This window comes from Psychrobacter sp. CX16 (genome assembly GCF_057396245.1).
Map to the genome: position 1 here is coordinate 40,766 of NZ_JBXYJF010000007.1, position 20,628 is coordinate 61,393.

21 protein-coding genes and 1 tRNA gene are annotated in these 20,628 nt (G+C 42.1%); 9 read left to right on the forward strand and 13 right to left on the reverse strand.

All coding sequences use genetic code 11. From position 1 onward, the window contains the following. Window positions 1-45 precede the first annotated feature (45 nt). Together AC2SLM_RS04080 and AC2SLM_RS04085 are read right to left on the reverse strand one after the other, a co-directional pair. The gene (locus AC2SLM_RS04080; RefSeq protein ID WP_486552195.1) at window positions 46-465 is read right to left on the reverse strand and encodes a YeeE/YedE family protein; all 420 of its coding nucleotides are present in this window, start codon (window positions 463-465) and stop codon (window positions 46-48) included. Beyond that, entirely contained in the window at window positions 462-827 is a 366-nt protein-coding gene (locus AC2SLM_RS04085; RefSeq protein ID WP_486552197.1) for a metalloregulator ArsR/SmtB family transcription factor, read from the reverse strand. The genes AC2SLM_RS04080 and AC2SLM_RS04085 overlap by 4 nt, the downstream gene beginning before the upstream one ends. A 327-nt stretch (window positions 828-1,154) precedes the next feature. Between AC2SLM_RS04085 and AC2SLM_RS04090 the strand changes: the two genes are divergently transcribed. Further along, entirely contained in the window at window positions 1,155-2,135 is a 981-nt protein-coding gene (locus tag AC2SLM_RS04090; protein ID WP_486552199.1) for a CorA family divalent cation transporter, read from the forward strand. A 149-nt stretch (window positions 2,136-2,284) separates the two neighbouring features. Here the strand turns inward: AC2SLM_RS04090 and AC2SLM_RS04095 are convergent, their stop codons facing one another. The 5 genes from AC2SLM_RS04095 to AC2SLM_RS04115 all read right to left on the reverse strand — a co-directional run bounded on the left by AC2SLM_RS04095 (window position 2,285) and on the right by AC2SLM_RS04115 (window position 5,558). Then, window positions 2,285-3,118 carry a COG4705 family protein gene (locus tag AC2SLM_RS04095; protein ID WP_486552201.1) on the reverse strand — a complete coding sequence of 278 codons (834 nt, stop codon included), beginning with the start codon at window positions 3,116-3,118 and terminating at the stop codon, window positions 2,285-2,287. A gap of 158 nt (window positions 3,119-3,276) precedes the next feature. After that, window positions 3,277-3,801 (reverse strand): cytochrome b, encoded by a 525-nt coding sequence (locus tag AC2SLM_RS04100; RefSeq protein WP_486552202.1) that lies wholly within the window; start codon window positions 3,799-3,801, stop codon window positions 3,277-3,279. A gap of 236 nt (window positions 3,802-4,037) precedes the next feature. Beyond that, a complete protein-coding gene (locus AC2SLM_RS04105; protein ID WP_486552204.1) occupies window positions 4,038-4,367 on the reverse strand; it encodes a hypothetical protein in 330 nt (109 codons plus the stop codon). A gap of 173 nt (window positions 4,368-4,540) precedes the next feature. Then, window positions 4,541-4,627, reverse strand: a tRNA-Leu gene (locus AC2SLM_RS04110). Window positions 4,628-4,784: 157 nt separating this feature from the next. Next, complete coding sequence (locus AC2SLM_RS04115) at window positions 4,785-5,558, reverse strand: ferredoxin--NADP reductase (protein ID WP_486542226.1); 774 nt, start codon at window positions 5,556-5,558, stop codon at window positions 4,785-4,787. Between the two features lie 435 nt (window positions 5,559-5,993). Here AC2SLM_RS04115 and tsaA point away from each other — a divergent pair, with 435 nt between their 5' ends. The 7 genes from tsaA (at window position 5,994) to gspK (ending at window position 12,086) form a co-directional block, all read left to right on the forward strand. Then, window positions 5,994-6,812 (forward strand): tRNA (N6-threonylcarbamoyladenosine(37)-N6)-methyltransferase TrmO, encoded by an 819-nt coding sequence (gene tsaA / locus AC2SLM_RS04120; RefSeq protein ID WP_486552206.1) that lies wholly within the window; start codon window positions 5,994-5,996, stop codon window positions 6,810-6,812. A 147-nt stretch (window positions 6,813-6,959) separates the two neighbouring features. Next, on the forward strand, window positions 6,960-7,748 hold the full coding sequence (locus tag AC2SLM_RS04125; protein ID WP_486552207.1) for a TatD family hydrolase: 789 nt from the start codon (window positions 6,960-6,962) through the stop codon (window positions 7,746-7,748). A 158-nt stretch (window positions 7,749-7,906) separates the two neighbouring features. Next, complete coding sequence (locus AC2SLM_RS04130; protein ID WP_486542220.1) at window positions 7,907-8,587, forward strand: TetR/AcrR family transcriptional regulator; 681 nt, start codon at window positions 7,907-7,909, stop codon at window positions 8,585-8,587. A 99-nt stretch (window positions 8,588-8,686) separates the two neighbouring features. Then, entirely contained in the window at window positions 8,687-9,415 is a 729-nt protein-coding gene (locus AC2SLM_RS04135; RefSeq protein ID WP_486552208.1) for a pilus assembly FimT family protein, read from the forward strand. After that, window positions 9,415-10,005: a type II secretion system minor pseudopilin GspI gene (gene gspI, locus AC2SLM_RS04140; RefSeq protein WP_486552210.1), complete on the forward strand. Its 591-nt coding sequence runs from the start codon at window positions 9,415-9,417 to the stop codon at window positions 10,003-10,005. Before AC2SLM_RS04135 ends, gspI begins: the two co-directional genes overlap by 1 nt. Further along, entirely contained in the window at window positions 9,995-10,966 is a 972-nt protein-coding gene (locus AC2SLM_RS04145) for a type II secretion system protein GspJ (protein WP_486552212.1), read from the forward strand. Before gspI ends, AC2SLM_RS04145 begins: the two co-directional genes overlap by 11 nt. Next, entirely contained in the window at window positions 10,953-12,086 is a 1,134-nt protein-coding gene (gene gspK, locus AC2SLM_RS04150) for a type II secretion system minor pseudopilin GspK (protein ID WP_486552214.1), read from the forward strand. Before AC2SLM_RS04145 ends, gspK begins: the two co-directional genes overlap by 14 nt. Before the next feature lie 19 nt (window positions 12,087-12,105). On the opposite strand, the gene AC2SLM_RS04155 is transcribed toward gspK, so the two are convergent. The 6 genes from AC2SLM_RS04155 to AC2SLM_RS04180 form a co-directional block, all read right to left on the reverse strand. Continuing rightward, a complete protein-coding gene (locus AC2SLM_RS04155; protein WP_486552216.1) occupies window positions 12,106-12,801 on the reverse strand; it encodes a TetR family transcriptional regulator in 696 nt (231 codons plus the stop codon). Window positions 12,802-12,944: 143 nt separating this feature from the next. Continuing rightward, on the reverse strand, window positions 12,945-14,438 hold the full coding sequence (locus AC2SLM_RS04160) for a deoxyguanosinetriphosphate triphosphohydrolase (RefSeq protein ID WP_486552217.1): 1,494 nt from the start codon (window positions 14,436-14,438) through the stop codon (window positions 12,945-12,947). 176 nt (window positions 14,439-14,614) lie between these two features. Continuing rightward, window positions 14,615-15,199 (reverse strand): hypothetical protein, encoded by a 585-nt coding sequence (locus AC2SLM_RS04165; protein WP_486552218.1) that lies wholly within the window; start codon window positions 15,197-15,199, stop codon window positions 14,615-14,617. 187 nt (window positions 15,200-15,386) lie between these two features. Next, window positions 15,387-16,478: a redox-regulated ATPase YchF gene (gene ychF / locus AC2SLM_RS04170; RefSeq protein WP_486542204.1), complete on the reverse strand. Its 1,092-nt coding sequence runs from the start codon at window positions 16,476-16,478 to the stop codon at window positions 15,387-15,389. A gap of 267 nt (window positions 16,479-16,745) precedes the next feature. Then, window positions 16,746-17,654, reverse strand: coding sequence for a phosphodiester glycosidase family protein (locus AC2SLM_RS04175; RefSeq protein ID WP_486552219.1), 909 nt, complete (start codon window positions 17,652-17,654; stop codon window positions 16,746-16,748). After that, a complete protein-coding gene (locus AC2SLM_RS04180) occupies window positions 17,641-19,362 on the reverse strand; it encodes an FMN-binding glutamate synthase family protein (protein ID WP_486542200.1) in 1,722 nt (573 codons plus the stop codon). The genes AC2SLM_RS04175 and AC2SLM_RS04180 overlap by 14 nt, the downstream gene beginning before the upstream one ends. A gap of 677 nt (window positions 19,363-20,039) precedes the next feature. On the opposite strand from AC2SLM_RS04180, the gene ndk reads away from it, so the two are divergent. Further along, a complete protein-coding gene (gene ndk, locus AC2SLM_RS04185) occupies window positions 20,040-20,471 on the forward strand; it encodes a nucleoside-diphosphate kinase (RefSeq protein ID WP_486542198.1) in 432 nt (143 codons plus the stop codon). Window positions 20,472-20,628 lie beyond the last annotated feature (157 nt).

Below are 20,628 nucleotides of genomic sequence, written 5' to 3' on the forward strand. Positions count from 1 at the left end.
TATGATTTACCTTATTAAAAGAAGGTTTACATATAGAATAAGGATTCAAAAAATATTGAATAGGGTAGCAGTGGCAATACCGCTCGCCATAAAAGTTAGCGTCGCAACAAGTGAGCGAGGCGATAGCCTTGAAATGCCACATACCCCATGCCCACTCGTGCAACCTGAGCCTAATCGTGTACCAAATCCGACCAATAAACCAGCACAAATAATTAATAATGGAGACGCCTCAATTGAAAAATTCGGGAATCCAATCAATAGGCTATAGCCCCACGTTGTCACTGCCATCCCTACCACAAAGCTAAACTGCCAACTTAGACGGGGCAATTGGGTCAGCATTGATTTAAAAATACCACTCATGCCCAAGATTCGTCCGATGCCTAAAATAAGTAAAGCAGCCGATAATCCTATGAATGCACCCCCAATCAATGCTGACAATGGGGTAAATGAAAGCCAATCAGTCATAGTTCTACTTCTCTATTTGAGTTAAGGGTTTGGGTAGAGGTCAGTGGATCGCAGAAACGTTCATAAAGTATCTGCATGACGGCTAGAGCATCATCGCTGGCAATGGAGTAATAAATTTGACGACCTTGACGTTCAGGCGTCACTAAATTTTGCTCCCTAAGTATCCCAAGCTGCTGCGATAAACTAGGTTGATGGATACCGGTTAATTTCTCAAGTTGACTAACACAAGCCGATCCCTTAACCAATTGACATATCAGCATCAAACGATCGGGATGCGACAAAGACTTAAGCAGTTTTGCCGCTTTATCTGCATTGTTTTTAAGTTGGTCAAAGTCGACAGACTGCCCAATCACTGATGCCATTAAAATACTTCTAGTTTAAAAATAGTAATATCATTGCTCATAACATTACTTAACTACCCTCTATTAAATTATATTATATATTTTTATATAATATAAAGCTATATAATTTAAATAAAGCTTTTTATAGTTGGTATTAGTAGCTAATTAGGGTATAAATCTTATTGACAGAATGGCTTTTGAAGAGAAAAATACAGGCAAAGTTAACCTCTAAACTTTTAAACGGCTTAGCCTAAAAAAGAGTTAAATAGCCCCATGTTTTACGAATAGGCAGTTTTTTAAACTGAGTTATGGGTTGCCATAAATACAACAGAGTGCATAGGTATATCAATGAATAACAAGTTTTTGGAAAATTCAACCTTGATTACTTATTCGCCCTCCTACGTTACAAACGTTCGTTGTGACAACTTTAAAAGTTTAATTTTTGATCCCCAAAGTGACGATGTTTACTGGTTAAACACCTATGGGCTAACTGAACTTGAAGATTTTAAGCAGGTTATTATTCAAAATAACCTTGATGACTTTTTATTAAAATTATTTCAAGAAAAGGGGCACGTTAATAAAGTTATTGAGTTAGATAATGTGCTGTTTATTGCAATAAAAGTATTAATGACAGAGGGTAATAGTCTCAATAGCGAACAAATGATTTTTGTCGTATCTGCAAATATGCTATGGAGTTTGCAGGAAGAAAAAGGAACTTATTTTGAATGGATTAGGGAGCGATTAACTCAAGGTAAAGGACTGATACGCAGCAAAAAAGTTGATTACCTCATGTTTCTTATTATTGAATCGATGGTATCGAGCTATGAGACTACCTTTGAAAATATTATAAATAACGATGATGATTTTTTGAATGTGTCTAACATTCAACCTACTCCCTATTTTACAGAAAAAGTTGAACAACAAAAAATGCGGCTGTTAAATTTTAAAAAAGCGACGCTAAGTTTACGCAATACAATAGTTAAATTACAGACGATTAATAACCTTGATATTCAAACCAAATATTTTATTGAACTCAAAGAACAAGCGAACAACCTAATCAGCGAGATTGATTTTGAGTTGTCGAATTTAGACAGTAAAATTAATCTTATATTTTCCTTTCAGGGTCATCGTTTAAATGAAATTATGCGAATGCTGACTATAATATCTGTGGTATTTATACCGTTAACGTTTATAGCAGGCGTTTATGGAATGAATTTTGAATACATGCCAGAATTAAAATGGCGATATGGATATTTCATTGTACTGAGCGGAATGGCATCAACTGCCTTATTTATTGTTTATTATTTTAGAAAGAAAAAGTGGATTTAAACAGAAAATCCCATTAACTTTGTCTCGAAAGTAGTACCAAATCTTTAAATTAGGCCCCCTCAAACTCAAATTGAGGTGCCCAACTTATTAATGATGAATGTTTTATTATTTGATACGTGGGATCGTGTTAAATGGCTTGAGGTTTTACTTTAATGGCTTTTAGCACTAGCACGTTGTTTAAAGATTAAAAGGCAAAGCACAATAAATACAAGCAAAGCTGCCGATGCCCCAAAGCGACTCAATGCCAATCCACCATGGTCAATAGGTTTGTCTAAAAAGTCTCCGAGTACAGATCCCAAAGGTCGGGTGAGTACAAAGGCACTCCAGAATAACAAGGTTTTAGAAATACGCGTCCAAAAGTGTGCTATTGCAATTAAGGCAAGCAAACTTCCAAAAATAACCGCACTGGTTGTGTACCCCATACCCTTAGTATCTGCCACCCAGTCTCCGAGTGCTGTACCAAGAGTCTGCGAGAACATAATGGTCGTCCAATAAAATACTTCTGCTTTAGGGTTAGTAATACTATCAACAGAAATACTGCCCATACTTTTATGCCAAGTTAATAAACTTAGAGCGAGTAAGCCTAGCAGTAAGGCAGACCCTCCTGCATAGCCAATTCCTAATGAGCGAGTAACAAAATCTGCTATTGTCGTTCCGAGCGTTGTAGTCGCAATAATGGTGCCCCAATACAACCACTTATTAAATCGATCTGCTTTGATTTGGGTGGCAACGGCGATTGCGAAAATAACGGCAAAAATACCTGTACTAACGATATACCCAAGATCTAACGACATTGATAACGCATCCCCTGCCGTTTCACCCAATGTCGTAGAGGCAATTTTGATCAACCAGAAGACTAGGGTTACTTCTGGCACTTTTGCTAATGCACTACTATATGATCCGCTATTTTTAACATGATTAGAGTTGTTGTCGTGAAAACTCTTATTATTAATACCTTCGGCGTTTCTAGACATTATAGCCATTTCCTAACTCACTATAATTATCAACAGACGATATGTCATGTTGTTGAATGTCTAAATTATCAATGCATAAGTTAAGAAAGCGTTAAGATTATTGTCTGATCACCATACTAAACAAATCCCATTGTATTAAGTTACAAAAGCAATATGCAGGTAACGTGTTACATCATCCTATTTATTAACTTATCTTTTTTAAAGAATTGATGATAAAGCGCTGCAAGGATATGAACTGCCGTAAAAGTTAGAATTAATGACCAAATCACGTTTGTATGTAAATTTTGATAGAATTTTGAGGTGTTATGATCTGGCGTTACAAAAACAGGTATGTCAAATAAACCGAAGAAGCTCACTGGATGACCATCATAAACGGTCATCAATAGCCCTGCGATAGGCATGGCAATTAATAAACCATACAATGCCAGATGAACCAAATGAGATATTAAATTCTGCCATTTTGGCATCGGTAGGCTTGGCGGTGTTTGGGTTATCAGGCGGTTGATTAATCGAGCAAGCATCCAGCATAGCAGGCTGAGGCCAAAGGCTTTATGTAAATTTATATAGGAGATATTTTCGCTATTTTCATAGAGCACAAATAAGCCCCAAGTTATGACTAGTAGTATTAAACTCACCCAGTGAAATATTCGACTGCTCACTGCCCATTTATTATTTAATGTATTACTTTCCATAGTATTTTCCCATATTTAAAGCCTGTCAATTTAACGAGTGACAGAATAAATTATATCGATTCTAATTTAATGACTATAAGGTATAGGATGTTAAGAAAGTGTTAAGATTGATTAGATAAAAGGCGGATGGCTATACGCAAAATTAATGTCCAAAAAAGGCTTACCGAATATGTCTGTAAGCCTTTAATACTAAACAATATAGTAAATATGGTTTACGCTAGCTTAGTATAAACCGCTTAAACATATTTTAACGTAGGCACATTAAAGTTCGAAGCAGGTTGGTTAACTGGACTAGCTTGATAGCCATCATAAACATGCAAACCTTTTTTGATATTAACCATCATGGTACTGGCTTTTTCATGAGCTTCAGTCAAAGTAATTAAGTGTGTCTCTTCTATTTCATCACGATAAAGCTTACCGTTGATTCGTTTATGTAGAGTATATTTTTTTGACTGTTTGCCTACTCTTAATGCAAAACCTGTCAGTACCTCATCCATATAAATATCGGTACCATTTGTTGCATACTCAACAGAGTCTACAAATCGCTTGGTGAGTTTGATTTTCATGCTAGCCTCTTAGCGGAAGTTCTAATAGAACCATCATACTGTAATCGGCAGGGGAGTCAAAGTATCATGATAGTATCAAAACCATTTTGATATAGGATTTAAGGAGCTATTGATTGTAAGCTTTAAACAAGAAAAAACCCTTACAGATTATAGTCTGTAAGGGTTTTTAGTGTTGGTACCGGTGGTCGGACTCGAACCGACACGCTTTTAAAGGCAACGGATTTTGAATCCGTCGTGTCTACCAATTCCACCACACCGGCATGTAGGGTTAGCTTGCTGTTAATTCTGAATCATATATAAATATGATGGGTAACAGGGTAGTTAAGCTAGGAGCCGTATTATAGCAACTTCTCAAACACGGTCAAGAAGTTTTATTGCTAATTTACGGCTCATAAGTATTGATTCATCAAACAATCACTAACCAACGAAAGCACGCTCAACCACATAATCCGCAGGCTCACCCATACGTGGGGATACTGTTAGGCCAAAGCCATCAAGGATTTCAGAGATATCAGCGTTAAAAGGCATGCTACCACAGACCATGACACGGTCATCGTCTTTGTTAATCGGTGGTAAGCCGATGTCTTCAAACAGCTTGCCAGACTTCATCAAATCAGTGATGCGGCCTTCATTACGGAACGCTTCGCGCGTTACGGTTGGGTAATAGATGAACTTCTCTTTAAACCAGTCGCCGAACAATTCATCATTAGGCAGCTCTTCTTCAAACATTTCGCGATATGCTAAATCTTCAACCTTACGCACAGTATGGCATAAAACGATTTTATCAAATCTCTCAAAGACTTCAGGGTCACGAGACAGCGCTAAGAAAGGCGCAAGACCGGTACCCGTAGACAGCATATAAAGGTTTTTACCCGGTAATAGGTCGTCTAAGACTAAAGTACCCGTCGGTTTCTTACTGATCATAAGCTCATCGCCGACTTTAATATGCTGTAGACGTGAGGTTAATGGACCATCTTGTACTTTGATTGAAAAGAACTCTAAATGCTCTTCGTAGTTTGGACTCGCGATAGAGTAAGCACGCATCAATGGCTTACCATCTACCATAAGACCAATCATGGCAAATTCGCCATTACGGAAGCGTAAACCGGCATCACGGGTTGTCTTAATAGAGAATAAAGAGTCATTCCAGTGGTGTACGTGTGTCACTGTTTCAGTGTGAAATTTTGACATAAAGGCCTCAATAAAAAATGATGGCAAAGAATTAAAAAAAGAGTTTTCTTATAAGAACAAGCACTAAAACATCGTTATGTTATGGTGCCATCGACTGATTATTTAAACGATTAACTTACTAAGCAATGCGATGGTACATTATATTAGGCAGCAACTTAATTAATATTGATAGTATCGAGTTAATACAAGCCGAACCTAAGGGATAATTCAAAGATGCACATCATAACAAATTATTGCTTATCATAACGGCAATAAGTGTAAAAATGGATGAATGTTTCATAGTAAAATGGAATAACAGATGCTCAAAACAATATAAGGCCATATTTTAGACGGCTTGTATTCTGGCTTTTACAGCCTACCGATTCATTTCATTTATTTTATACAGACTGCTTTTTTAATTATTATTCGACTATTAAAGGTACCTCACCCACAGCCATGTCGCAGCCTCATACACAACATCCTCAGCTCACCTTGCCGATTATTGGGTATCACTGCTCTGCCTTATCTCAAAAGTTTGGCATTCCACGTCAGCCAAATCTAGTGGCATTATCGAGTGTGATAGAGATGGTCACACCCTACGATACACCTGACGCTTTTATGGGTATTGAGGACTTTAGCCATTTGTGGATTACTTGGCATACCCATCATAATCATTTAAAACAAGCAGCTAATTCTCAGACAAATGCAGCAGAGGACTTTAAACCAAAAGTGCGTCCACCGAGATTGGGTGGTAATACCAAACTTGGGGTATTTGCCACACGTAGCACCTATCGTCCATCACAATTGGGACTGTCCGTGGTCAAATTGGTGCGGGTAGAGGTCGCTTCAGGTTCGGTGCGATTGCATATCAGTGGGGCGGATATGGTAGATGGCACGCCGATTGTCGATATCAAACCCTATATTAGCTATAGCGATGCGCTAAGTGATGCCGTGAGCGGGTTTGCTCCTGATAAGCCGCAGCTTAAGCAGGTAATAGTAACGCCTGAGGCCCAGTCTGATTTTGACACTTACTCTCAGCAAGCGGCCAGTACATTAACTCTGGATGATAGGGATGTCATTATTCAGCTCATTGCGCAAGACCCACGTCCAGCGTATCGTCAGCATGAAAGTGAGCGGGTGTTTTTTATGAGATATAAACACTATGATATCGGCTTTTGCCAAGCAAGTGAGCACGTGCTAAAAGAGGGTGCTGATTTGCAGCCTATTAATGAGAATATATTGCAAATCGTCTCGATACAGCCTGTTGATTTATAACCTTTACGACAGCAAAATAATGGCTTTAAATAGTCAGTGCCGTTAAGCGGTGCTTGAATTTGTCTCAGTTGTCACGATAATAAGTAGATACGACAATTATGTGCAATATTATTCACAAAACCCTTATTTGATCTAAAAAGAGTATTTATGTTTACAGATAGCCACTGCCACCTAAACCGTTTAGATTTAAGCAAATATGATGGCAAACTCGACGGTGCCATTGCCGCAATGAAAGAGGCAAATGTGAGCCGAGCCATGGCCATTATGTGCGACTTTGCTGAATATGATGAGATTTACGACATCATTACAACGCAGGGCGATGATAAGCTAAATCTAGGTATGAGTGTGGGTATCCACCCGTGTGAAGACTTGGCAGTTTTAAAATCGGCGACTACTGAGCGCCTTGTTGATATGGCTTCAAAAGACCATGTGTGGGCCATTGGTGAGACAGGGCTTGATTACTACTGGAGTGATGAGAATAAGCAGGAGCAGCAAGCGAGTCTTGCGCGTCATATACATGCCAGTCAAAGCCTAAAGAAGCCGCTAATTATTCATACCCGCGAGGCCAAGCATGACACCATTGATATTCTAAAAGCTGAAAAAGCAGAGCACGGCATCATTCACTGCTTTACAGAAGATTGGGATACCGCAAAAAAGGCGTTGGATTTGGGCTTTTATATCTCATTTTCAGGCATTGTTAGCTTCAAAAACGCGCAAAGCTTACGTGATGCTGCGGTTAAAGTACCCAAAGACCGTCTGCTTATTGAAACCGACAGCCCTTACTTAGCACCGGTACCTAAGCGCGGTAAGTCGAATGAGCCTGCGTATGTGCCCTATGTCGCAGCGTGCTTGGCAGATTTGTTTGATATGAGTCAGGAGCAGGTTGCACAGCTCACAACAAAAAACTTCGAGGATTTACTGGCACAATACCAATAAAATGGGTATCCTATGCAAGGTTATGACCAATGAGTCATACCTCTTTTTTTATTGGATTTGTGTTTAAAGCTCGGTGCTAGAGCGTCATTTTTTTAATACTTCACCGAGCTTTAACACCAGATATTTTTATTAAAGTTTATACAAGGTTAGGAGTTTGCATGAGCAGGCAGCAGCAATTCAAGAACCGCGAAGAGAAGATTTTAGCCACCGCTGAGCAACTCTTACTTGAAGCAGGTAGTGGTGATATTACTTTAGACAGTTTGGCTGATCAATTAGATCTGGCCAAAGGGACATTGTATAAGCACTTTTCAAGTAAAGATGAGCTGTATCTTCGTATTATTATTCGTTATGAAGAGCAGTTATTTAATATTAATAAAATCGATGACTGCGCTGCAGCTGGTGTCTCACGCATGATTTTGCAGCAGCTGTTTAATCCGCAAAAAGCGCTATTGTTTAATCAGATTGAAGAGCGTCTAGCAGCGTCAGCCCACGGTTTGAACCGTATGTTTGGCGAGTTATATGAAATCAGACGCGCACGCATGAAGCGTTTGATCGATATCACCAGTCAGTATCTAAAAAGCCAAAACAGCGGCTTAAGTACGCGCGATTATCTGTCTACCATTTGGTCAATCGGTCAGGGCGGTGCAAGCCTGCTTAACTCAAGCTTCTATCAGCGTTATTTGGGTCGACGCGATACGCTACGTTTAGCGTTAGTGCGTCAGATGCTTGATTTACCAAAACAGTATCCAAGCCTAAACGAAGTTGACGATGATATGGTTGATTTGATGAAGCAAATTGATTCAGAAAGCGAAGCTCATTTACAATCTAAAACCTCCTAACCCTCCCTAATAATATAACCTGTACTAGACGAGTTAATCATATCGTTAAACGATAAACCAACGACTACCAATTTATTTATATAGCATAGGGCATAGCCTATGACACAAGCACCAAAACGTGACAGCCGACATCAGCCTGTGGTTTATTCTACTAAGTCACAGCACGGCTTTACGTTAATTGAGCTCATGGTGGTGGTGGTTATTTTATCTGTTTTTGCTGGCATGATGACGTTATCAGTCGGTAGTACCGAATCCCGCAAAAACCGTGCCTTTTATGAGCATCTAATTGATAGCTTAAGCTATGTGCGACTGGTGTCAGCGGAGCGTATGCAGCCGATGGGTCTGGTCATGCAGGCGGATAATCAGGGTCAAGTACAGCCCGTTATTGTAACGCTCAATAATGCCTATGCGCCCTTTGAAGCTGAGGCTCAAAACACCCAATCAGGGTCATCAACCAGTAGCCGAAACAGTATGCAACTGACAGCGATGTCAAGAGACGGCGCACAAACTACGCCAAACTGGGTAGTCGATCCGGATCTGGATTTACCGCAGTTACCGTCTAATGTCAGTATTGACGTCAGCCCGCTTGATACAGTCGCCTCGCAAAGTGGTGCTAATGCCGCTAATAATATGTCCTTTTCTTTTTCAACATCCCAATCTGAGACCAACCAATTACAGCCTTGGTTTTTGGATACAGACGTGCCGCAAGCTTTATGGTTTGGGACAGGAGAGGCAGCGCCTGCTCGAATTGAGGTAAGACACAATGGGCGTCTAGTCGGTGATGCCATTATCTTATTGCCGGATGGGCGACTTAAGGTGGGTGAATAATGAGACCTACAATTAACGATTCATTACAGTCTCAAACACTGCATACATCTGCTCAGCAAGGGTTTACCTTAATTGAGGTCATGGTAGCGCTTGCTATACTAGCAACCGTTGCTGTGGTTGCCAGTCAGGCAAGTGGCACGTATCTGCGCTCCGTTGATAATCTAAAGACACGTACCTTAGCCCATTTTGTGGCACAAAATACTGCGGCGGATCTACAAGTAAGCCCACAATGGCCGCAAAGTACCCAAGTCAATAAAGTAGTTGCCCAAGGCAGAACGTGGCAAGTTTCCATCGTGCCTATGAGCATAGACGAGGTATTAGGTGAAGGGAGTGGCAACTATTCTGTGAGCAATATGGAGGACAGTATTCGTCCGCTATCTATCGAAGTGGCTCCCATCAATGAGCAGACAAACGAGGTACAGCATTCAATTGCTGATGTCACCCTGTTGGTGCCTAATCCGAGTAATACTCAAGGCAAGGTGTTAAATCAAACTTCAAGTCCTGCAACAGGTATAACCAATACCGCTGTGCCGCCTGCAAATGCCAATGCTAATTTGAATGTAAATGACGGTAATCAAGATGCCAATTAAAGCCAACAGCCATCAACAAAATGGATTTACGCTCTTAGAGTTGATGGTAGCGATGGCCATCTTTGCTATGCTAGCTGTGGCAGGCTGGCAGGTTTTTGACAGTCTAAGCCGCAGTAAAGAACGTGCTAAACTGCAGCTGGACGTTTTGACCGAACTGCAATACGGCTACGCTCAAATACAGCGCGATATGTTACAAGCCGCACCATATCAGCAGCCAACTCAGGCAGCCGCTAATCGTCCAAATAACTCAAGCCAAAATGCTCAAAATGAGTCAGTAGTCGATGAAAACTCACAAGCGTCAAACCCTGAAACTGTAGGCGTCGTGTCACTCGCTTTGGCTGCTTTTGAGCTTAAGAAAAACGAGTTGAGTTTTGTGCGTTATGCTGACCCTGATCCCCGTTATGCGCGCTCGCCAAGTTTAGAGCGTATCGTCTATGTGTTTGATCAGGGTAACTTAATTCGTCAACGTTATCGTAGTCTAGAACCCCGAACTAATGAGCACCCCTTACAAAGTGTTGTGTTAAAAAAAGTCACTGGTGGTCAGTTTCACGTCTTATTACCGCAACCTGCCACACTCTTTCCAGAAGAACAAAGTCTGTCCACTAATACCACTATCAATGGCTCAGAAAATGAGGAGTCGCCACCTTTGCTCCCTAAAGGCTTACAGGTGAGTTTTAATATTCAATTGGGCAGTGAGGATATTCCAATTTCTTGGACGTATGCGCTAAGTCCATTACCGCCCAAATCAGCCCAAGCTAGCAAGGTTATTCAGAATAATAATAGGGTCAATAATAACGGGAGTGCTGACCAAAACGGTGTCCCCGATGAGAATAATACAGCCAATGGAAGCAGTGGCACTACGAACACTAACACTGAATCTAATACTAATAGCGGTACCAGTAATGGTAATGCCAACTCAAGCACTAACCAGAATGTAGGGGCTGCCGATGCGCCATTCTAAGCTGACATCGACAGTCAAGACGCTATCTATTAGTAGACACAAAAAGGGTTTAAGCCCTGTGTCTTATGACCATCAGCAAGGTGTAGCGCTATTGACCGTATTGTTATTGGTCGTTGCTATTACCGTTGTTGCAGGCTCTATGATGGCCAGTCAACGTCTGTCTTTGCGCCAATATGAGCTGTTAGTCACTCAAGATGAAATTGTTCAGGATATCCGTGCTGCAGAAGATTTGGCGGCGACCTTAATTGCGGCTGATGCTAGGGTTAATGATAGCGATAGCCTACAAGATGCTTGGGCGCAGCCAATGATAACCACTGCACTAGGTGGTCATGATATTCGGCTGACCATCAAAGATGCATCTGCTCGGTTTAATGTGAATAATTTATATCATGATGGTGAGGTTGATCAGCAAGCGCTTGAAGTCTTTCAGCGTTTATTAAGTCAATTGGGTCATGAGCCGAATCTGGCGTATGCAGTGCTAGATTGGCAAGATGCAGATGATGAGGCCTTTGAACAAGGCAGTAGTGAGTCAGAGGTTTATTTAAATAAAAACTCAGCTCAGTCGGCGGCAAGTACGACTCCTAATCAGCCGTTTTTAAGCGTGGAGCAGCTTAGCTCAGTGACAGGGTTTACGCCTGAGATTATCACCTCATTACAGCCTTATATTATCGCTGTACCTTATTACTTACCGATTAATGTGAATACTGCCGAACCAATGTTATTAAGCGCTTTGGCCAAGGACATTCAGCCAGAGCAGTTTGAGCCTTGGGTGACCGCTCGGCAAACAGCGCCGACTGAGAATATCAGTGACTTATTGCAACAAGCACCGTGGTCGAGTATAGAGGCCGCGGTGCAAGGCGATTCACCGTCGTTGATTGACAGTCGCAGCCATGGCTTTTATGTGTTGATTGATGTGGTTGTCAAGAAAAGAGAAGAAGAGCAGCACCGCTATGCCACTACTTTTATCAGTAAGCTAAGTACTGAGTCTGAGGGTGAAGAGAGCAGTAATTCGGGTGCAATCTTTGGAGCAGGAGGTATGAATGGCTCTGATGCAGCAGCGGCATCTGTCACCATTGAGCCATTTGGTACACGTTTGTGGACCTACCGCCCTGCTTTTTAGTCTTATTTGAATGTCATATTTAATCGTTTTCTAAAAATGTCTTTTCACTAGAGCGCCAGTTTTCAGCACCATAAAATAGCATTTGCGCCTGACGGGTACATTGACGCAGCATTTGCTCTTTTTTGGCTTCTAAATTTTCAACATCCACATCTTCATCATGCGTTTGCGAGTAGGTTAAATCCAACCAATCGATAATCCATGTCAAAAATAGATTCAATCCAGCCTCCGCTAATAGACGTCTGTCCTCAGCGTTAATATGTTTAAAGGCCGGCTGAATGCCAAGATCTTCACTCATGATTTGCGCGAACAGTTTGATTTGAGCATCAATGGCATTGCGTACTGATTCTGAGCCGCCAAAACGTTCACTGACCATAAACTGCCAGTAACGAGGGTGGGCGTCGATGGAGGCAAAAAACAGCTGAATGCTTTTGGCAATCTGACGATCGTAACTGCGGGTGCGCCCCATTTGCAGGCCGCTACGTAGAGTCGACAGCGCCTCGCCTAATTCTTCTTCTACTAAGCTGCGTCCCAAAGACTCCATGTCGTCAAAATGGCGATAAAAAGCGGTGGGCACTACGCCAACCTCTCGGGTGACTTGACGCAAGCTGATTGACCCAAACGACTGTCCCATCATGCACAAATCAAGCACCGCATTAAAAAAGGCTTGGCGGGTCTGTTTTTTCTTTTGTTCGCGACTGTTTAAGGGGGTGGTCATATCAGCGGTCTCAATAAATAAAAGTGAATCGTATCGCTTAATAATAGCATCTTCAAAAGCGAATAACGCAGCCAAGTCTTTACAAGGTAGTAACTAAAATTTTCAAAGGCACAAAGTGATAACGGATAGCAACGCTCATTAGCTTACCAACCTTTATCACCAATACCATTTAAATCTTGCGCCAGATGGTAGGCCTCATGGTCATTCATACCGGTCAGATAGTCTAGGATATTTAAAGCATTATCATAAATATCTTCGCCCAATTGACGGTTGAGCGTATGCAAATGCTGATTAAGCAACTGGGTTAAATGCTTTTGCTCAAAATGCATCGGCTGTTTGGTCACAGGTAATAAGGCCAGCGGCATAAAGGCATCCAGTAGTGTTTGCAGACAGCGATTGGCCATTAGCTCCATACGTACTTTGCTGGGGTGAGCAAAGATTTGACTGGATGCTAAGTTCTTGGCACGCGCAATACCGTTACAGACACTGGGCTCACAATGATCAAATAAACTGCCTTCAAGTTCACCGGCGAGCAAGGCATCGGCATGCGTTACAAAGGCTTGGGTCACTTTATCGACCAAGCGCATCATGGCACGTCCGCGTAGAGCAGCCAATTTTTGTACGATAGGTGCATTGTTTGTCACTTCAGGTGGCGCGCCACGAGAGCCGATAAGCTCTAACATGAGTGGCTCGACATCCTGATAATCTATCATATTCAAATGAATGCCATCCTCCAAATCAATCAGCGCATAACAAATATCATCAGCGGCTTCTAACAGATAAGCAAGCGGATGGCGTGCATAACCATCATGATTGGGCGAGTAGGGTAGTTTTAATTGGCTGGCTAATTTGTCTAATAAATGGGCATCGTTATTAAAGCAGCCATATTTATTAATATTTAGCGCACCGATGGGAGAGAGGGCTTGCGACTCACTACTTTGATTGTACGAGCCATTATTTGAATGGGTATCTATGATATTGCTATGCTCAGCAAGCCACGGATATTTCATAAATGCGCCCAAAGTGGCACAGGTCAGGCGCATACCACCGCGATCAGGATGGTGCTCGTTACGGGTTAATAATCGAAAGCCTTGAGCATTGCCTTCATAACCCTGCAAATCAAGTCGTTGCTCTGGCGCTATATGGCTCAAAAACGCCTGTTGGCTAGGCTGATTAAACCAATCACGAATGGCGTATTCGCCGGCATGACCAAAGGGCGGATTACCGATATCATGTGCAAGACAAGCCGCTTGCACAATGACACCGACATCGCCGACACTGACTCCGCGCGGCAGACCATCAGACAGGGTATCTTGTAATTTTTCTGCTGCCATCATACCCAGTGAGCGCCCAATGCAAGACACCTCAAGTGAGTGAGTTAGTCGGGTGTGAATGCCCATTTGATTGGTTAATGGATGCACTTGGGTCTTTTGGTTTAGCTGACGAAAGGACTGTGAAAAAATAAGTCGATCATAGTCTTTATGAAATGGCGTGCGGGATTTTTCTTGCGGATTACGTTTTTTGATATTGCCTAAGCGGCGGTCAGTAAATAAATACGACCAGCGTTTATTGGCAGGGAGAGTAGCCGAGTGGGAAGAGTTAAGCGGATTTTTTAGATTAAGGCTAGGCTGCGTCATAGGTCACCCAATCAACAAAGTAAAAGACAGTTGCTAATTAGAATAACAGAAAAACGGATAGGCAGCCTAGCGTTGTCAGAACTGTTACCAAACGGTAAAAATTCTAGGACTAATTAGCCATTACTGATGGTTAAATGGGACTAAATCGAGCATTTAATGAATGGTTAAATCACTAACTAGGAAGCCTGTTCACATTGATACAGTCTGTTTTGCGCACTTAACTGACTTTGATCGTCAAAGGTCTTGGCTTGTACCATGCTGACCGGAACAGAAAATAGGCTGGCTTGGCCATCTTGTCGCTGCCAAACCAGGCCATGGTTCTCATCTAAACCAAGATTGCTGGTGTAGCTTTCAAGCTGCAGCGCTTTGTCTTCGGTTAAATCATATTCGATGCCGTCAATTAGTAAATGCGCTGTTTTGGGTGTGACATCCGTGTGGTAGTAAACGCTAATATCCGCTTCAGGCTCACAGTGTAAGGCAATATAATTAATATCGTGATGGTGCTCATGGTCGTGATGTGCGTCATGCTCTGCATGCTCGCCTTCTAGAGCTTCGTGCTCGTGATGCTCATGCGTCTCGTCTTCTTCATGGTGCTCATGCATCTCATCTTCTTCATGATGCTCATGCATTGCTTCTGTAGTATCAGTTGCAGTATGTTCTGGACTGGTTTCTGAATGATCATCAGCAGGCTGGCAAGCGGCGAGGGTAAGTATGGCAGTGATAAGACCTAAGCCAGACAGGCAAGTAAAATTGGCGGACATAAGCAATTTCCTATAATAGTATTAGCAGAATAAAAAGAATGGTGGTTGAGTTGATATGTTATATTATATCAATACTAACCCAAAATAAAGCCGATAAATCAATTATCGGCTTTATTGCTATTTTGTATTAACCGTATTTGCGAACCTTATTTATAATCTGTTTAGTATTACAGATAGGAGGTTAGTGTTATACGTTAAATCTAAAGTGCATCACATCACCGTCTTGAACGATGTAAGTTTTGCCCTCTAAGCGAGATTTACCAGCAGCGGCAGCGCCTTTCTCACCGTTATATTCGATAAAGTCTTCATAAGCAATTACTTCGGCACGAATAAAACCACGCTCAAAGTCAGTGTGAATCACACCGGCTGCTTCAGGAGCAGTCGCGCCTACTTTTACGGTCCAAGCGCGCACTTCTTTTACGCCAGCGGTAAAGTAAGTTTGCATATCAAGCAATTTATAGCCTAAGCGAATAACTTGATCTAAACCTGCTTCTTCCATACCCATCGCTTCTAGGAAGTCAGCTTTGTCATTCTCATCAAGCTGAGAGATTTCTGCTTCGATTTGGTTGCACAGCGGCAGAACAATAGCGTCGTCTTTTGCCGCATACTCGCGTACTGCGTCTAGATAAGGGTTATTCTCAAAGCCATCTTCGCTAACGTTAGCGATATACATGGTTGGCTTTAAGGTGATTAGACCATAGCTCTTAATTAGCTTTTTCTCATCGTCATCTAGGTTTGCAGCGCGCGCAGCTTTACCTTCTGCTAGCAAAGGCTCAATCTTTTTGAACACATCAAGCGTAGCTTGTGCGTCTTTGTCATTACCCTTAGCCTTTTTGGTTAAGTTAACAATCGCACGTTCTACGGCTTCTAGGTCTGCTAAAGCAAGCTCAGTATTGATGGTCTCGATATCGTCGATTGGGCTGACACGGCCATCAACGTGAATCACGTTATCGTCGTCAAAGCAGCGAACCACGTGGGCAATCGCATCGGTCTCACGGATATTGGCTAGGAACTGGTTACCCATCCCTTCACCTTGTGATGCGCCTGCGACCAGACCGGCGATGTCTACGAACTCCATCGTGGTCGGTAATACACGCTCTGGCTGTACGATGTCAGCTAGTTTCTTTAAGCGTGGATCAGGAACAGGTACGATGCCCACGTTGGGATCTTTGGTACAAAAAGGAAAGTTTTCAGCGGCAATACCTGCTTTGGTTAATGCGTTAAATAGGGTTGATTTTCCGACGTTTGGTAAGCCCACGATGCCACAATTAAAGCCCATGTTTTGTCTCTCTTAACTTGATTTAATGAAAATTGAAATGAAGTGATGTATTGAATAGCGATATTGGATAACAATGACTATTGAATATACGTATTAAATAGAAGGTATTACTTTAAGCGTTTCACTTTATGGCTTTAAATAGGTGAATAAAACAGCTGCTTAAATAAATTAAGGCGTATTGTAGCAAAATTCGCCAGATAGTGGGTGTGGTAATGTGCCAGTGCAACAATTATTTGTTTTCACCCACTAATCAGCTGTTTATTACGTCTAATCTTTTTCAACAAGACCAACCATCACACCCATATTCTTTTTATCTTGATAATGAATGTCTGGCGCGTAGAGGGCAGAAGCGATACCCCCATCTAAAAATAGCGCATTCGGACATTGCAACTCTTGCTTAAAGTAATTGGCAAATTGATAAAAATTAACCGGCTCATGACTGGTGACAAACTTAATCTTGCCATCATCACAAACGCCCACGCCATTACGAATTTTAAGCGAAGTGCTATCAGCATTAAACTTAGGATGAATCTGATTATCAATGACTAGCATAGGGCCAGATTGCGATGCGTACCAAGGTTTGGCGCTACCATCTTCGAGCATCTGTGCCAATTGATGACTTTCAGTAACCGACACCCGACTGTCTTTATCCCACCACAAAACACCATTGGGCGTTAAATGAAAGTTACCGCCGCCTTCTTTTAAATTCAAAGACAGTATTTGCTCGCCTTGCATTACGGTATAGCCGATGGGGGCAAATTCGGCATCATACATGCCAGCATTGGCAGCGAATCTTAAGCTGCTATCTTTGGGTAAGTCGTTTAATAATGCATCGAATGTAAATAGTGGCTCAAGCGATGACTGTTTATCGGCCATCTCTGATGCGCTAGAAGAGTCAGATATCTCGGACTTCTCTTTACCCGTTTTCCAAAACAAACGCAGTGATAACCGACTATCGGCTTCGGATAATTTTTGTTGTGATACCGCGCATAAGGAGTGGACAAAAGGCGTTGATGCGGATTGGCAAAACTCGCCGCCCACGATGCTGTTATCTGAGCCTTCAGCATTTCGGTGAATGCTGTCTTGTTCAGCTTTACATCCGCTTAAGCTCAGCATCACAGCGAGCGCTGCGATGCTGAGTTTTGCGATATTTTTAGAGGTATTAAGGCTGTTCATCAGGATCCTTGTGGCAGTCACGAGAATCCTCATTATATGCCACATACGCCTCATTATCAGCCTGAAAACTATCTGGATTGGCCATTACCCACATTTGATTATAAATATCGGCGCGCGCAGCTGTATTGAGTAACACGCCTTCATCCATAAAGTAGAAGAATTTTGACAGCAGTTTAATCGAGCCATCATTCATACGGCGCGCAATATGGTAAGCATGTAAATCATTAGGATGCGACAGACCAACAGCACCGACTATGTTTGCCAATGACTTGAGCGTGTTTTTATGGAAATTAGCCACTCGCTCAGATTTGCTTGGTACATCCAGTGCTTTTTCACGATACGGGTCTTGAGTAGCGACCCCAGTTGGGCACGTATTAGTGTGGCAAGAACGCGACTGAATGCAACCAACAGCGAACATAAAGCCGCGCGCCGAGTTACACCAGTCTGCACCCAAGGCTAGCATCTTCGCAATATCAAAGCCTGAGACAATTTTACCGCTTACGCCCACTTTGATTTTTTTACGCACGCCGGCACCGACTAAGGCATTGTGAACAAATAAGAAACCATCTAATAACGGCATGCCCACGCTGTCCATAAATTCAACAGGGGCAGCGCCCGTACCGCCTTCTGCACCATCAACGACGATAAAGTCAGGATAGTTGTCTTCTTCAATCATGGCTTTAACAATGGCCATAAACTGCCAAGGCTGACCGATACATAACTTAAAGCCAACCGGTTTGCCGCCAGAAAGCTCACGCAATTGCTGCCAGAAATGCACCAATTCACGAGGGGTGCTAAACGCAGAGTGAGTAGAAGGCGAAATACAATCCTCGCCCATTGGAATACGGCGGGTATCGGCAATCTCTTCTGTAATTTTCTCTGCAGGTAACACACCGCCTTTACCAGGTTTTGCGCCTTGAGACAGTTTGATTTCGATCATCTTAACCTGTTCTTCAAGGGCATGCTCTCGAAACAGTTCTGGATCAAAGTTACCCGTAGCATCACGGCAACCGAAGTAGCCAGTACCAATCTCCCAAATAAGGTCGCCGCCATATTTACGGTGATATGGGCTAATCGAGCCCTCACCAGTATCATGGGTGAAGCCGCCCATTTTGGCGCCTTGGTTTAATGCCATAATTGCATTACCAGACAAACTACCAAAGCTCATTGCTGAGATATTAAACACAGACATCGAGTAGGGCTGTTGGCATAAATGGTTGCCCACAGTAATACGAAAGTCTTTGTCATGAAGCGGATGGCTGGTCTGCGATTGCAAAAACCACTCTTTATCTTGCGCATACAAATCATCTAATGTACCAAAGGCATTGGTATCACTAACATCTTTTGCGCGCTGATAAACCAACGCACGCTGCTGACGAGAAAAAGGCACCTGCTCCTTGTCATCTTCAATGAAATACTGGCGTATTTCGGGTCGATAGTCTTCTAAAAAGTAGCGGATATGACCCGCAATCGGGTAGTTGTACAAAACGGCGTGTTTTGATTGCAGCGTGTCATAAATGCCTAAGATAACAAGGGCGCCACATAAGATAGCAAGCCACCAGACAGACAATAGTACGGCAATAATAAAGCCAAGAGACACACCGATTAATAGTCCATAACGCTTTAAAAAGCTGACTTGATAGTTGCGCTCATTAAGACTGTCAAAATGGTCTTCTTTTGGATTCAGATTGGTACGAGATTGGGGCATGAATGCTCCTTTGATAAAGCAAGTAATAGTGGGTCTGGTTCAGACAAATTGATATCAATCTGCCCTTAAATGTTGAAGGTTTTAATACAGGTGTTTTAAGCAAAATCAATGTGTGGGATAAAGCATACTTTATATAACGTCTTTAAGGGTCACAGTTATCATAAGTTTAAAATAAAGCATGCCACGTCACCACAAATAGATAGCAACTGCTGTTTAGTTAAGCTGATTAATCGTGGCTCAAATAGTTAGCCCGTCCTATGATTAAAAGTCAGTAGATACTGAAATAGCCCATCAAAAGCGCAAAGCGGCTATTATGGGCTATTCGTCGCTGAGTTAGTTGTGTTTAAGTGTTGAGTCTCTAATTATAACCAAGATTGATAACGAATCCTAATTTTGAGCGCACTAAAAAAGCGATAAGGATAAAGAGGCTTAAACAGGTGGGAAATGGGAGAATGAATAGGCAATAGTCTGGGTTAAGCACCTGATTTTTAAGCACAGATGTCAAAATGTTTGGATTTTGCGAATAAGCACCACTTTTTCCTATCATTTACCATATGAGTCGCTATAATAAGCAACAGTTTGAAGGGTGTTTTATTAATATAACGCGCTCAGATATAATGACAGGCCTTCAATACTTTTTAAATCCATCCTATATAATTTATTTTAAGGAGCTTCTCATGGCTATCGAACGTACTCTATCTATCATCAAACCTGACGCTGTTGGCGGCAACCACATCGGCGCTATCTACAGCCGTTTTGAAGAAGCTGGTCTTAAGATTGTTGGCGCTAAAATGCTACATCTTGACAATGAAAAAGCAGGCGGTTTCTACGCTGAGCATAAAGAACGTCCATTCTACAATGATCTAGTATCTTTCATGACCTCAGGTCCTGTGGTTGTGTCAGTACTAGAAGGCGAAAACGCAATTGCTAAGCATCGTGAAATCATGGGTGCAACTAACCCAAGCGAAGCTGCTGAAGGCACCATCCGTAAAGATTTCGCTTCAAGCATCGATGAAAATGCAGTACACGGTTCAGATTCTGCTGAATCAGCAAAACGCGAAATCGCTTATTTCTTCTCTGATGACGAAGTATTAGATCGTACTCGTTAATCCAAGCGATTTAGTTCTTTTAAGTCTGGTTCTATACGCGTTCTAAAAAAGACGGCTGGGCATTTGCTCGGCCGTTTTCATTGTTAATTCACAGGCATGGTAAGATACGACAACATGTGCTTAATAAAATTAAGTTATAATATGCCTTTGAATACCA